The organism is Kocuria sp. ChxB, from assembly GCF_044359605.1.
GTDB classification, from domain to species: domain Bacteria; phylum Actinomycetota; class Actinomycetes; order Actinomycetales; family Micrococcaceae; genus Kocuria; species Kocuria rhizophila.
Map to the genome: position 1 here is coordinate 1,261,167 of NZ_CP121123.1, position 13,281 is coordinate 1,274,447.

12 protein-coding genes and 1 tRNA gene are annotated in these 13,281 nt (G+C 70.3%); 6 read left to right on the forward strand and 7 right to left on the reverse strand.

The window, feature by feature from the left end; all coding sequences use genetic code 11:
• Positions 1 to 115: 115 nt before the first annotated feature.
• The 6 genes from mnhG to P8S73_RS05565 are packed head-to-tail and all read right to left on the reverse strand — an operon-like array spanning position 116 to position 6,643.
• On the reverse strand, positions 116 to 481 hold the full coding sequence (gene mnhG / locus P8S73_RS05540; protein ID WP_019309989.1) for a monovalent cation/H(+) antiporter subunit G: 366 nt from the start codon (positions 479 to 481) through the stop codon (positions 116 to 118).
• Positions 478 to 747, reverse strand: a complete 270-nt coding sequence (locus P8S73_RS05545) for a monovalent cation/H+ antiporter complex subunit F (protein ID WP_019309988.1) — start codon at positions 745 to 747, stop codon at positions 478 to 480. Before P8S73_RS05545 ends, mnhG begins: the two co-directional genes overlap by 4 nt.
• Positions 744 to 1,391 carry a Na+/H+ antiporter subunit E gene (locus tag P8S73_RS05550; protein WP_019309987.1) on the reverse strand — a complete coding sequence of 216 codons (648 nt, stop codon included), beginning with the start codon at positions 1,389 to 1,391 and terminating at the stop codon, positions 744 to 746. Before P8S73_RS05550 ends, P8S73_RS05545 begins: the two co-directional genes overlap by 4 nt.
• Positions 1,388 to 3,025 (reverse strand): Na+/H+ antiporter subunit D, encoded by a 1,638-nt coding sequence (locus P8S73_RS05555; RefSeq protein ID WP_070636959.1) that lies wholly within the window; start codon positions 3,023 to 3,025, stop codon positions 1,388 to 1,390. The genes P8S73_RS05550 and P8S73_RS05555 overlap by 4 nt, the downstream gene beginning before the upstream one ends.
• The gene (locus P8S73_RS05560; protein ID WP_019309985.1) at positions 3,015 to 3,545 is read right to left on the reverse strand and encodes a Na(+)/H(+) antiporter subunit C; all 531 of its coding nucleotides are present in this window, start codon (positions 3,543 to 3,545) and stop codon (positions 3,015 to 3,017) included. The genes P8S73_RS05555 and P8S73_RS05560 overlap by 11 nt, the downstream gene beginning before the upstream one ends.
• Positions 3,542 to 6,643, reverse strand: coding sequence for a Na+/H+ antiporter subunit A (locus tag P8S73_RS05565; protein WP_019309984.1), 3,102 nt, complete (start codon positions 6,641 to 6,643; stop codon positions 3,542 to 3,544). The genes P8S73_RS05560 and P8S73_RS05565 overlap by 4 nt, the downstream gene beginning before the upstream one ends.
• Positions 6,644 to 6,861: 218 nt before the next feature.
• Between P8S73_RS05565 and P8S73_RS05570 the strand changes: the two genes are divergently transcribed.
• Positions 6,862 to 8,283 (forward strand): MFS transporter, encoded by a 1,422-nt coding sequence (locus tag P8S73_RS05570; RefSeq protein WP_019309983.1) that lies wholly within the window; start codon positions 6,862 to 6,864, stop codon positions 8,281 to 8,283.
• Positions 8,284 to 8,287: 4 nt separating this feature from the next.
• Here P8S73_RS05570 and dcd read toward each other — a convergent pair whose 3' ends face one another.
• A complete protein-coding gene (dcd, locus tag P8S73_RS05575; RefSeq protein WP_019309982.1) occupies positions 8,288 to 8,866 on the reverse strand; it encodes a dCTP deaminase in 579 nt (192 codons plus the stop codon).
• Between the two features lie 266 nt (positions 8,867 to 9,132).
• On the opposite strand from dcd, the gene P8S73_RS05580 reads away from it, so the two are divergent.
• The 5 genes from P8S73_RS05580 (at position 9,133) to P8S73_RS05600 (ending at position 13,278) form a co-directional block, all read left to right on the forward strand.
• A tRNA-Gly gene (locus tag P8S73_RS05580) sits at positions 9,133 to 9,203 on the forward strand.
• 123 nt (positions 9,204 to 9,326) lie between these two features.
• Positions 9,327 to 9,779, forward strand: coding sequence for an aspartate 1-decarboxylase (panD, locus tag P8S73_RS05585; protein ID WP_121566962.1), 453 nt, complete (start codon positions 9,327 to 9,329; stop codon positions 9,777 to 9,779).
• Positions 9,780 to 9,948: 169 nt separating this feature from the next.
• Positions 9,949 to 10,869 carry an AEC family transporter gene (locus P8S73_RS05590; RefSeq protein ID WP_121566832.1) on the forward strand — a complete coding sequence of 307 codons (921 nt, stop codon included), beginning with the start codon at positions 9,949 to 9,951 and terminating at the stop codon, positions 10,867 to 10,869.
• A 127-nt stretch (positions 10,870 to 10,996) separates the two neighbouring features.
• Entirely contained in the window at positions 10,997 to 12,313 is a 1,317-nt protein-coding gene (locus P8S73_RS05595) for an extracellular solute-binding protein (RefSeq protein WP_019309979.1), read from the forward strand.
• Positions 12,310 to 13,278: a carbohydrate ABC transporter permease gene (locus P8S73_RS05600; protein ID WP_019309978.1), complete on the forward strand. Its 969-nt coding sequence runs from the start codon at positions 12,310 to 12,312 to the stop codon at positions 13,276 to 13,278. Before P8S73_RS05595 ends, P8S73_RS05600 begins: the two co-directional genes overlap by 4 nt.
• Positions 13,279 to 13,281 lie beyond the last annotated feature (3 nt).

The following is a 13,281-nucleotide window of genomic DNA, read 5'->3' on the forward strand; positions in this document are numbered from 1 at the left end:
TTTTCGAAAGTGCCGCCGGCGCGTGGTGGCCGGCGGCGTCGTGCTCCCACCCCAGCATACGAACCCGTGAGCCGGGGTGGCGCCACCTGCCCGGGTGGCACCACCGCGTGTGTCGTCAGTCGGGACGGTCCTCGCCGGCGCGGGCCACCACGTCACGCAGCTCGTCCGTCACGAGGTTCTCCTCGTGCAGGTGCTTGGAACGGTAGGCCGCACGGCCCACCATGTGCGCGGAGACCGGGACCGTGAGCAGCTGGAAGATCCACGCGAGGACCAGCAGGGGGACCATCCGGGGCTCCCCGCTGGCGAGCGCGAGGGCGGTGAGCAGCAGGAGCAGCCCGAAGACCTGGGGCTTGGTGCCCGCGTGCATGCGGGAGAGCAGATCGGGGAAGCGCACGAGACCCACCGCGGCCGCGAGCGACATGAACGTCCCCGCGACCAGGCACACCACTGCTGCCACGTCCGTCACCGTGTGCCAGTTCATGAGCGGTCCAGCCCCACGTTGCGCGCCACCGTGACGGATCCCAGGAACCCCACGAGGGAGACGATCACGAGCAGCACCAGGTTGTCCGTGTGGCGGTGGTACACCATCTCCACGGCCAGCGCGGCGCCCACGATGGCCAGGAGGACGTCCGTGGCGATCACCCGGTCCAGCAGGGACGGCCCTTTGGCCAGGCGGTAGATGGTGCCCGCGGCCGCGAGCGCGAGGATCGCACCGCACACCCACACGGCGACGTCGAACAGGGTCATGACCGTTCCTCTCCGGGCCCGCTCCCGGCCTCGTCCATGTCTTCGGTGGGGGACTCGACGGCGCCAGTGGCCTCCGTGCGGTCGGGGTCACCCTTGACCGGCAGCAGCGCCAGGTCCTCCCGCGAGCCCATGATGCGGATCCAGGCGGCCTCGGTGTCCAGCACCGAGCGCCGGAACGCCTCGGCCTGCTCCGGCGTGGCGATGTCCAGGACGTGGAAGTAGAGGATCCCGTTCCCCCGGTCCACCTCGACCACCAGTGACCCGGGGATCAGCGCCATGGTGTGCCCCACGGCGGTCATCAGCAGATCGTTGTTCTGACGCAGCGGCACCCGCAGCACGGCGTTGTGCACGCGCGGTCCCTGCACCAGCGCCACTCGGAACACGTGGATGCTCGCCTTGGCCACCTGCCACACGAACGTGACCACGAACAGCACGAAGTGCACCACGTTGAAGCGCCCGGACAGTCGGACCGGGGGCAGCACCAGGGTGCGCGTGACCAGCAGGGCCAGCAGCAGCCCGAAGACCAGGTTGCCGGGGCTCCAGTCCCCCCACAGCGCTCCCCACACCACCACGAGCCACAGGATCAGCGGCAGCTCGGCCCGCAGGGAGTTGCGGGCCTGGCGACGGACGGCGGATGTGCTCATGGTGCCTCCTCGCTCACGCCGCCCTCGCCCACGGGGGCCAGCACGGCGTCGACGTAGCGGTCCGGGTGCACCTGGTTGTCCGCGGCGCTGCCCGCGAGGTCGAAGAGCGGGCCCGCGAAGACCGTGAGCGCCACCCCCACCACCACGAGTGCGGTGGTGGCCCCCACCATGGTCCGCGGCAGCAGCACCACCTCGGAGCTGCCGGCCAGCACGCTGCCCGGGTTGCCGGTCACCACGCGCGAGCTGTGCGGGTGGTGTCCCTGGGCCGTGGTGGCCCGCAGCACGGGATCCGGGTACTCGGCGTCCTCCACGCGGCGCAGGAACACGCGGTTCCACACGCGGATCAGCGCCAGCAGCGTGAGCAGCGAGACGAGCACGGACACGCCCACCAGCAGGTAGTCCAGCCAGGTGCCGCTCGCGATGCCCGCCTCGAGCAGCCCCACCTTGCCCAGGAAGCCGGAGAACGGAGGGATCCCGCCCAGGTTCAGCGCGGGGATCAGGTACAGCACTCCCAGCAGCGGGGAGATCCGCAGCATTCCCGCGAGCCGGTCCACGTTGGTGGACCCGCCGCGGCGCTCGATCAGCCCCGCCACCAGGAACAGGCTGGTCTGGATGACGATGTGGTGGGCGATGTAGTAGACCACGGCCGCCAGGGCCTGGGGCGTGCCCACGGCAATCCCGAAGATCATGTAGCCGATGTGGCTGATGAGCGTGAAGGAGAGCATGCGCTTGATGTCGATCTGAGCCAGCGCACCCAGGATGCCCACGAGCATGGTCAGCAGAGCCACCCACATCAGCAGCCCGTTGATCTGCCGGTCCGGGAACAGCAGGGTCTCGGTGCGGATGATCGAGTAGACGCCCACCTTGGTCAGCAGCCCCGCGAACACCGCCGTCACCGGCGCGGAGGCCGTGGGGTAGGAGTCGGGGAGCCAGAAGGACAGCGGGAACACCGCGGCCTTGACCCCGAACGCGATCAGCAGCATGAGGTGCAGCTGCAGCTGCGTGCCCTGCGGGAGGTCGGCGAGCTTCACGGAGAGGTCCGCCATGTTCACGGTGCCGGTGGCGCCGTAGATCATCCCCAGGGTGATGAGGAACAGGATCGAGGAGATCACCGAGACCACCACGTAGGTCACGCCCGCCCGGATGCGCTGCGCGGTCCCTCCCATGGTGAGCAGCACGTAGGAGGCCGTCAGGAGGATCTCGAAGCCCACGTAGAGGTTGAACAGGTCCCCCGCCAGGAACGCGTTGGAGACACCGGCCACGAGCAGCAGGAACGTGGGGTAGAAGATCGAGATGGGACCCTCGTCGTCCCCTCCGGCCACGCCCTCGCTCACCGCGTAGACGAGCACCGCGAGGGACACGACCACCGACACCACGAGCATGAGCGCGGAGAGCTGGTCGACCACCATGACGATCCCGTACGGGGCCGCCCAGCCACCCAGGTGCACGGCCTGGGGGCCCTGGTTCCACACGTCCGCGAGCATGACGGCATCCAGGACCAGCGTCAGTGCCATGGCTCCCACGGTCACGGTGCGCTGGAGCCTGTTGCGGTGCACGATCACGAAGTTCAGAGCCGCACCGAGGAACGGGATGAGCACCGCGAGCGGTGCCAGCTGCGCCAGGTCAGTGCTCATGCGGATCCCTCCTGTCCGTGCGCAGCTGCGTCTCGACCCTGTGGTGGCCCGGTGACTCCGAGGCCTCCTCGGCGTTGTGGCGCGAGGGCGTGAAGGGGGCGTCCGGGGTGGCGAACTCCGAGGCGTCCTGCGGGATGGCGTCGTCGTCCTCGGCGTCGTACGAGGACTGCTGCGCCACGCGGCGGTCCTCGAGGTCGTCCTGGATCTCGTCCCGGCGGGCCAGGATCCAGGAGCGCCAGATCATGGACAGCAGGAAGGCCGTGGTGGCCAGGGAGATCACGATGGACGTCAGCACGAGGGCCTGGGGCAGCGGGTCCGAGTACTCGGAGGGGTCCAGGGACGAGTCGTAGAGCGGTGCCACGCCCGGCACCCCACTGGTGTGCAGGATCAGCAGGTTCGCGCCGTTGGTCAGCAGCATGAGGCCCAGCAGCACGCGCGTGAGGGAACGCTCCAGGAGCAGGTACACCCCCACGGAGAACAGCACGCCCATCACCACGAGCAGAGTCAGGTTCACGGTCACGGCCGCACCTCCGAGGTCTCGTCCCCCGAGACCATGGAGCCCTCGGGGGCGTCCGGGTCCTCGGAGCGGGTGGCGGTCATCACGGGCCCGTTGCGGGTCAGGCGGATGCGGGAGCCCCGGCCCGTGCGCTTGCGGTCGTCCTCGACCGCAGAGCGCTCGATGCGCTCGTCGATCCGCCCGCCCAGCGAGCGCAGGATGTCGAGCACCAGGCCCACCACGATCAGGTACACGCCTACGTCGAAGATCAGCGCGGTCACGAACTTCACGTGCCCGAACAGCGGCAGGTCCCACTCGAACGTGTAGCTCTCCATGACCGCCCCGCCGAGGAACAGGGGCGACAGGGCGTACAGGGAGGCCAGTGCGAGCCCTGCTCCGAGCATCCACCCGGCGTTGACGGGCGTGGCCCGCTCGAGCTCGTACCGGCCGCCGGCCAGGTAGCGCAGCGTCAGGGCCAGGGAGGCCATGAGCCCTCCGGCGAACCCGCCGCCGGGATCGTTGTGCCCCGCGAGCAGGAGGTAGAGGGAGACCAGCATGAACGTGTGGAACAGCAACCGCGCCACGACCTCGAAGATGATCGAGCGCCGCTCGGGGGCGAGCGTGCGTCCGGCCAGCAGGAACGGGTCCGCGTCCGGACGGGACGAGAAGCGCCGGGCCACCTCGATCTCCTGGGTCCTGGCCTGTGTGGAGTGGGCCGCGGAGTCGGCGCCGCGCAACGCCTGCAGCCGCCGGGTGTCCAGCTGGTGGCGCTCGCTGCGCAGCCGGTCGCCACGGCCCTTCACGAAGATCAGGGAGGCGATCCCGGTGGCGGCCACGGTGAGCACGGAGATCTCCCCCATGGTGTCCCACGCCCGGATGTCCACGAGGATCACGTTCACCACGTTCTCGCCGTGGCCCAGCTCGTATGCCATGGATGGCATGTCCAGGGAGATCCGCTCCGCGGTGCGGGAGGACATCGAGAAGGCGGCGAGCGCCATCATGAAGAGGCCGAAGACCACCGCGAAGACCGCGCGGAAGACCCGGTGCCCGGCCTTGCGCCGGTTCCACAGCGGGCCGGGCAGCGAGCGCAGCGCCAGCACGAAGGCCACCAGGGAGATCGTCTCCACGAGCATCTGGGTGAGCGCGAGGTCCGGGGCGCCGTGCAGCGCGAAGAGCAGGGCCAGCCCGTAGCCCGTGACGGAGACCAGCAGCACCGCAAGGAACCGCTTGCCCGCGGTGAGCACGAGCAGCGCCGCCACCACCATGGCGATCCCGGTGGCCAGCTGCGCCGGGGAGTCCGTCACGCGGAAGCCCGCAAGGGGTGGGGTCTCGAACCAGAACAGGGCCACGAGCGGCACCACCACGGCCGTCACGAGGATCACGGACAGGTAGAACATGAGCGAACCACGCTGGGTGCGCCCGGTCAGCCACACCGCCACGATGTCCAGCACGTTGATGATCCAGCGGTACACGTAGTCGCCCGAGGGCAGCGAGGGGAGCCGCCGCTGGAGGCGGGACACCGGCCTGCGTGCCCTGTGCAGCAGCAGCCCGGCCACGATGATGAACGCGGAGAAGCCCAGCGCCGGGGTCAGCCCGTGCCACAGTTCGAGGTGCACGTGGGACTCGTCCGCGTGGGGGAACAGCTCCTGGTAGGGCTTGATCCCCGCCTCCAGGGGCGCGGGGAACAGACCGAGCACCACGGTGGCTCCCGCGAGGACCATGGGCGCCATGAGGAAGGCCCACGACGCGGGCGTGAAGTCGCTGATGACCGACTGGCCGTCGGGGGCGGCGTCGAGATCCGAGAAGGACGCGGACTTGCGGGCGAAGCCGCCCCACAGGAAGCGGGCGCTGTACGCGACCGTGAGCACGGACCCGACCACGGCGCAGACCAGGGCCGCCGCCCCGGCGAGTTCGGAGACGTCACCCCAGAACGCGGTGAGCACGGCCTCCTTGGCCACGAAGCCCAGCAGTGGCGGAATCCCCGCCATGGAGGCCGCACCGATCACGGACACCGTGAACAGCTTGGGTGCCATGCGGCCCACGCCCGAGAGCCGGCGGATGTCACGCGTCCCGGCCTGGTGGTCGATCACACCCACGGCGAGGAACAGGGTGGCCTTGAACAGGCCGTGGGCCATGACCATGCCCATGCCCGCCATGGCCGTGTCCGCGGTGCCGAAGGACACCACAGCCGTGATGAACCCGAGCTGGCTCACGGTGCCGTAGGCCAGGATGAGCTTGAGGTCGTACTGCCGCAGCGCCACCCAGCCGCCGAAGATCATGGTGCCGAGCCCCAGGGTCAGCGTGACCGGGAGCCAGTACTGCGTCTGTGCGAACCCGGGGGCGAGCCGGGCCACGAGGTAGATGCCCGCCTTCACCATGGCCGCGGCGTGGAGATAGGCGGAGACCGGGGTGGGCGCGGCCATGGCGGCGGGCAGCCAGAAGTGCGTGGGGAACAGCGCGGACTTGGTCACCACGCCCGCGAGCACCAGCACCACGGCGACGTCCACCGTGGTGGAGCCCAGCATCTCCGGGGCGGCCGCGAGCACGCCGGAGATCCGGAACGTCCCGGCCTCGGTCCCCAGCATGATGAGCCCCACGAGCATGGCCAGCCCACCCGCCGTGGTGATCACGAGGGCCTGCAGCGCGGCACGCCGTGCGGCCAGCTTGGTCCGGGAGTAGGAGATGAGGAGGAAGGAGAGCACGGAGGTGATCTCCCAGAAGACGAACAGCACCATGAGGTCGTCCGCCGTGACCAGCCCGAACATGGCCCCGGCGAACGCCACGAGCTGCGCCGCGAACGAGCCGATGTCCCGCGCATCCGCCTTGAAGTAGCGGGCGCAGTACGCGAGCACCAGGGTTCCCACACCGAGCACCAGCAGGCACATCATGTAGGCCAGGGCGTCCATGCGGAACGAGAGGGTGATCCCCAGCTGGGGGATCCACTCCAGGGTGGTGGACCAGCCGTGCTCGGGGCCGTAGACGCGCGAGGTCTGGGACACCAGCCACACGAGACCCGCCAGGGGCGCGAGGGCCACCACGTAGAAACCGGAGCGCCCGGTGCGCTTGAGGATTGCGGGTGCGAACAGTGCCATGACTGCGTGGAGCAGCAGCACCGGGATCATGGGGTCCCACCTTTCGTGCCGCTGTTGGAGCACACCGGTTCCCAGGAAAGGCGCAGCAGGCACGCAGGGGAAACGGGGAGTATTGTCGAGACCCCATCGTAACAAAGGCGGTGGTTGACGTGTCCCCGACCCGGTCCCGGTGAACTCCCGGCAACATCTCCTCCCCCGCCCACTCCGGCTGTGGGCCGTGACGCGCGCCGCACCGTAGGGTGAGCCGCATGACCGCTGAGCGCACGAGCACGGCCCCGCACGGCCCCACCGACCCCGTCGACGCCGCGGCGGGAGGTTCCCGCGCGAGGGTGCTGATGTGGTGCCTCTGGGACACGGGCACCTCCGCCTACAACTCCGTGATGCTCACGTTCGTGTTCACGGTGTACCTCACGAGCTCGGCCTTCGGCACCCCCGAGCACACCTCCACCGTGCTGAGCATCGGCATGACGGTGGCGGGATTCGCGATCGCGCTCACCGCCCCGATCGTGGGCCAGCGCAGCGACACCCCCCGCTCCCGCGCCTCGTTCCTCACGTGGAACACCGTGGTGCTCGTGGCCTGCACCGCGCTGGCCTTCTTCGCCCGGCCGGAGCCCTCCTACCTGTTCCTCGGTGTGGCGCTCGTGGCCGCGGGCAGCGTGGCCCAGGAGTTCGCCACCGTGGGGTACAACTCGATGCTCCCCGCCCTGGCCGGTCCCGTGCGCATGGGCAAGGTCTCCGGCTGGGGCTGGGGCGCGGGGTACGTGGGCGGGATCTTCGCCCTGGCGTTCGTGCTCTTCGGCTTCGTCACGCCCGGGTTCCTGGGCATCCCCACCGAGGACGCCCTCAACTACCGGGCCGTGGCGCTGTTCAGCGCCGCGTGGATCCTCGTCTTCTGCCTCCCCCTGCTCTTCGCGGCGCGCTCCATGCCGTTCCGCGCATACGACGGAGCAGTGCGCGGCCCGTCCCCCGCCGCGACCCCCACGCTCGGCGGTCTCGCCGGGCCCGACGCCGCCCCCTCGCCCGAGCCGCGGCACCGGCGCGGGATCGTGGGTGCCTACCGGGAGCTCTTCGCCACGATCGCCGGGCTCTGGCGGGTCTCGCGGGGCACCGTGTTCTTCCTGCTCTCCTCCGCCGTCTACCGGGACGGACTGGCCGGGGTCTTCACGTTCGGCGGTGTGCTTGCAGCCGGCTCCTTCGGCTTCTCGCTCACCGAGGTCATCGTGTTCGCGGTGGCCGCCAACCTCATTGCCGCGCTCGGCGCGTTCGTGGGCGGCTCGCTCGACGACGCCCTGGGCCCCCGCAGGGTCATCGTCGGTTCGCTCGTGGGGGTCATGGCGGCCGGGATCGCGCTGCTGTTCTGGCACGGCAAGCCCGCGTTCTGGGTGTGCGGACTGGCACTGTGCCTGTTCGTGGGACCGGCCCAGGCGGCGTCGCGCACGTACCTGGGGCGGCTCATCCCCCCGGGGCGCGACGGGGAGATCTACGGGCTCTACGCCACCACCGGCCGCGCCGTGAGCTTCATGGCCCCGGGGCTGTTCGGCCTGTTCGTGTCCCTGATGGGCGCCCAGATCTACGGGATCCTGGGGATCCTCACGGTCGTGGCCGTGGGTCTGGCCCTGCTGCTGCTGACCCCCAAACCGCCCGAGGGGTTCACGACCACCCGCGTGTGACGCCCTACTCGATGACCGTGCGGTGGAAGTTCACGTGGCTGCGGGACGCCGTGGGGCCGCGCTGACCCTGGTACCGGTTGCCGTACGCGCCGCTGCCGTAGGGGTGCTCGGTGGGAGAGGAGAGCTGGAAGAAGCACAGCTGCCCCACCTTGGAACCCGGCCACAGCTTGATGGGCAGGGTGGCCATGTTGGACAGCTCCAGCGTCACGTGGCCCGAGAACCCGGGGTCGATGAACCCGGCCGTCGAGTGGGTGAGCAGACCCAGGCGCCCGAGCGAGGACTTGCCCTCCAGGCGGGCGGCCACGTCCTCCGGCAGCGTGACCTTCTCGTACGTGGCACCCAGCACGAACTCCCCCGGGTGCAGCACGAACGGCTCGTCCGGGGCCACCTCCACCAGACGGGTGAGCTCGGGCTGCTCCTGCTCCGGGTCGATGTGCGCGTACTTGTGGTTGTCGAACAGCCGGAACCAGCGGTCCAGGCGCACATCCACGCTCGCGGGCTGGATCATGGCGGGATCGCAGGGCTCCAGGCGCACGTGTCCCGAGTCCAGGTGGCGGCGGATGTCGCGGTCTGAGATGAGCACGGCATCCACGGTAGTCCACGGGCCGTGCTCACGGGTCGCGGGCCGCCTCCGGACGCCGGGGCCCACGATCCGCCGGGCGGGCCCGACGCGGTGACGTCCCGGCGTCGGGACCCCCCCGGCCGGGGCGGGCGTCGATGCCCTCGGCGTCCGGGGCGGGCGCCGTGGTTCCGCAGGGGCCGGTGGCGGGGGAACAGCGCCGCGCCCCAACGTGTTGTACAGTGGTGGGCGTTCTGTCCGGGCCGTTCACGAACGGCTCCCAGAGCAGTGCGGCTGTAGCTCAATGGTAGAGCGCACGCTTCCCAAGCCTGATACGCGGGTTCGATTCCCGTCAGCCGCTCCGCACCGATCGGTGAACGCCCCGGGTACCTGCCAAGGTCCCGGGGCGTTTCCGTCGGCCCACCGCCCCGCACCCTCCCGGCCCGGGACGCACCGGATCCCACACACCGCACCAGGAGCCACCATGCTGCGCACCATGTTCACCGGCAAGATCCACCGGGCCACCGTGACCCAGGCGGACCTGCACTACGTGGGTTCCGTGACCGTGGACCAGGAACTGCTCGACGCCGCGAACATCCTTCCCGGCGAGCTCGTGGCCATCGTGGACATCACCAGCGGCGCCCGGCTCGAGACCTACACGATCGCGGGCGAGCGCGGCAGCGGGGTGCTGGGCATCAACGGCGCCGCCGCCCACCTGGTGCACCCCGGCGACCTCGTGATCCTGATCGCCTACGGTCTCATGGACACCGCCGAGGCGCAGGCCTACGAGCCCCACGTGGTGCACGTGGACGAGCACAACAGGATCGTGGCCCTGGGCTCGGACCCCGCGGACGCCGTCGTCGGGGACATGGTGCGCCCGCCGCACGCTCTGGACCACGACGCCGCCCGGGAGGACGCCGCCGTCTCCGGCGCCTGATGCGCCCCGCAGGACGGGCCGGTCGCCGCCGCGGGGCGGCAGCGGCGTCGCCCTCCCGGAAGGGAGCACGCCGCGCACCCGACCGCCCGTGGTGCGCCCCGCCCCCTGCGGCGCCCCGTCCGTGGGCTAGCGGTGCACGCACCATCCCCGACCCGAGGAGCTGCCGGTCATGACAGGAGTGCTCGCGGGGTTCTTCATCGTGTGGGCCGTGATCGGGCTGGGCTACGGCATCGGGCGCCTGGGCGTGCTCGGCGCGGACGCCCAGCAGGTGCTGTCCCGGCTCGCGTTCTACGTGGGCTCCCCGCCGCTGCTGTTCCTGACGCTGTCCGAGGCGGACGTGCACCGGGTGTTCTCCGCCCCGCTGCTCGTGGCGGCCGGTTCCGCGTGGCTCACGATGCTCGCCTACGGGCTGCTCTCCCGGTTCGTGCTCCGCCGCGACGCCTCCACGGTGGTGATGGGAGCGCAGGCCGCAGGGCAGGTCAACGCCGCGAACCTGGGGATCCCCATCGCCATGTTCGTGCTGGGGGACGCCTCCCAGGTGGCCCCGGTGATGCTGTTCCAGCTGACCCTGAACACCCCCCTGTACCTGACGGTCATGGACACCCTCACGGGCGGGCGACGGCCCACGGTCTCCTCCGTGCTGCGGAGCATCGTGACCAACCCGCTGATCGTGGGCTCCGCCCTGGGCATCCTCTGCGCGGCCACGGGTCTCACCCTCCCCGACCTGGTCCTGGAGCCCGTGCGGATCGTCGCGGGCGCCGCGGTGCCCGCGATGCTGCTCGCGTTCGGCATCTCCCTGGTGCGCGCCCGCCCCCTGTCCGTCCCCGGCGCGCGCGTGGACACCCTGCTGGCCGCGGGAGCCAAGGTGGTGCTCCACCCGGCGCTGGCTTTCGCCCTCGCGTGGGCGCTGGGTCTCACCGGTCCCGCCCTGTACGCCGCGGTCGTCATGGCCTCCCTCCCCACCGCCCAGAACCTCTACGTGGCCGCGGTGCGCTACGACCGGGCGACCACCGTGTGCCGGGACACCGTCCTGCTCACCACGGTGTCCTCCATGCTCACGATGACGGCGGTGGCAGTTTTTCTCTCGTGACGTCGAGTCACACGTCACACGTGATGCGGGCCACCCGTAGACTGGACTGACGCTGGATCGGCCGCGACACCCGCGCAAGGACGCGCCGCATCGCCCAGCCCATGCGCTCTCCAGGGGAGGAACCACCGTGAAGTCCACTCACCACTCACACAGGGCCGGGAAACCGCGCACCGTCCGCAGCGTTGCGGCCGCCGCGGCCGCGTCCGCCATGCTGCTCACGGGGTGCAGCGGCGGGGAGGCCGGCCCGCCCACGCTCACGTGGTACATCAACCCCGACGACGGCGGACAGGCCGTCATCGCGCAGGACTGCTCCGAGGCCTCCGGCGGGAAGTACACCATCCAGACCTCCCTGCTGCCCCGCGACGCGTCCTCCCAGCGCGAGCAGCTCGCACGCCGCCTGGCCGCCGGCGACACCTCCATGGACATCATGAGCCTGGACCCGCCCTTCGTGCCCGAGCTCGCCGAGCCCGGCTTCCTGGCCAAGCCCCCGCAGGACGTCGTGGAGGCCACCACCAAGGACACCCTTGAGGGTCCGCTGCAGGGCGCAACGTGGAACGACGAGCTCGTGGCCATCCCGTTCTGGGCCAACACCCAGCTGCTGTGGTACCGGGACTCCGTGGCCAAGGCCGCCGGGCTGGACATGTCCAAGCCCGTCACCTGGGACCAGATCATCAAGGCGGCACAGACCCAGGACAAGTACCTGGGTGTGCAGGGCACCCGCGGCGAGTCCATGTCCGTGTGGGTCAACGGACTCGTGGAGTCCGGTGGCGGCCAGATCGTCACGGACGGCGAGGCCGGTCAGGACGCCCAGGTCGACCTGGACTCGGAGGCGGGGCAGAAGGCCGCCGAGATCATCGGGACCATCGGCAAGGAGGGCCTGGGAGGCCCCGGCCTGGCCACCCAGGACGAGAACGCCTCCATGATCCAGTTCCAGGGGGACAAGGGCTCGTTCATGGTCAACTACCCGTTCATCTACTCCGCGTCCAAGGCCGCGGTGGAGGACGGCTCCCTGGAGCAGTCCGTGGTGGACGACATCAAGTGGACCACGTGGCCCCGCGTGGACGCGGACACCCCGTCCGCTCCCCCGCTGGGCGGGATCAACCTCGGCGTGGGCTCGGCGTCCAAGCACCAGGACCTCGCATGGGACGCGGTGCAGTGCATCGTCTCCACCGAGCACCAGGCGCAGTACTTCGCCACCAACGGCAACCCGCCCTCGTCCGCCAAGGCCTTCGACGACCCCGCGGCCAAGGAGGCGTTCCCCATGGCGGACACCATCCGCACGTCCCTGGACGCCGCCAAGCCGCGCGCCCAGACCCCGTACTACAACGAGATCTCCACCGCGATCCAGCAGCACTGGACCCCGCCCAGCGAGGTGGACGAGAACACCCCTCGTGAGACCACCGCATTCATCGAGGAAGTCCTGAAGGGAGATGCGCTGCTGTGAGCACCACGGTCGATTCGCGCACCCGCGCCACCGGGACCGGGAAGCCGCGCCAGAAGGCGCAGCTCTCGGACCGGGCCCGCTCCGAGCGGAAGCTGGGGTGGCTGCTCGCCGGTCCGGCGTTCGTCATCATGCTCCTGGTCACGCTCTACCCGATCGTGCAGGCGCTGTGGGACTCCCTGTTCTCCTTCCGCCTCACGGCACCGGGTGACAAGGAGTTCGTGGGCCTCAGCAACTACGCCACGGTGTTCTCGGACATCGTGTTCTGGCGGGACCTCGGGGTCACCGTGCTCATCACCGTGGTCACCGTGGTCGTGGAGCTCGTGCTCGGTCTCGCGCTCGCCCTCGTGATGCACAGCGCGGTCAAGGCCACCCGCGGGATCCTGCGCACCGCGATCCTGGTGCCCTACGGCATCATCACCGTGGTCTCCGCATTCGCGTGGTTCTACGCCTTCGACATCACCACCGGCTACGTGAACAACTGGCTCTCGTGGCTGCCCATGATCGGCCCGGACTTCAACTGGTTTGGCTCCGCCGGCCCGGCCCTGGTCGTGATCATGGCCTCGGAGATCTGGAAGACCACGCCGTTCATCTCCCTGCTGCTGCTCTCCGGGCTGGCGCAGGTCCCCGGTGAGCTCACGGAGGCCGCGCGCGTGGACGGCGCCTCCGCGTGGCAGCGCCTGGTGCGGGTGGTCCTGCCGAACATGAAGGCCGCCATCATGGTGGCCGTGGTGTTCCGCGCGCTGGACGCCTTCCGCATCTTCGACAACGTCTTCATCATGACCCAGGGACAGTACGGCACCGAGACGCTCTCGCTGCTCGCGTACCGCACGTCCATCGGTCGTCTGGAAATCGGCCTGGGTTCGGCCATCTCGGTGATCCTGTTCGCGTGCGTGATGCTCATCGCGCTCGTGGCGATCAAGATCTTCAAGGTGGACCTGACCGGTGGCTCTGGGAAGGGGAAGTGACCC

Excerpts from the sequence above, each read along its gene's own strand:
- mnhG (WP_019309989.1), bottom strand. The coding sequence starts at position 481 with ATGAACTGGCACACGGTGACGGACGTGGCAGCAGTGGTGTGCCTGGTC.
- P8S73_RS05545 (WP_019309988.1), bottom strand. The coding sequence starts at position 747 with ATGACCCTGTTCGACGTCGCCGTGTGGGTGTGCGGTGCGATCCTCGCG.
- P8S73_RS05550 (WP_019309987.1), bottom strand. The coding sequence starts at position 1,391 with ATGAGCACATCCGCCGTCCGTCGCCAGGCCCGCAACTCCCTGCGGGCC.
- P8S73_RS05555 (WP_070636959.1), bottom strand. The coding sequence starts at position 3,025 with ATGAGCACTGACCTGGCGCAGCTGGCACCGCTCGCGGTGCTCATCCCG.
- P8S73_RS05565 (WP_019309984.1), bottom strand. The coding sequence starts at position 6,643 with ATGATCCCGGTGCTGCTGCTCCACGCAGTCATGGCACTGTTCGCACCC.
- P8S73_RS05570 (WP_019309983.1), top strand. The coding sequence starts at position 6,862 with ATGACCGCTGAGCGCACGAGCACGGCCCCGCACGGCCCCACCGACCCC.
- panD (WP_121566962.1), top strand. The coding sequence starts at position 9,327 with ATGCTGCGCACCATGTTCACCGGCAAGATCCACCGGGCCACCGTGACC.
- P8S73_RS05590 (WP_121566832.1), top strand. The coding sequence starts at position 9,949 with ATGACAGGAGTGCTCGCGGGGTTCTTCATCGTGTGGGCCGTGATCGGG.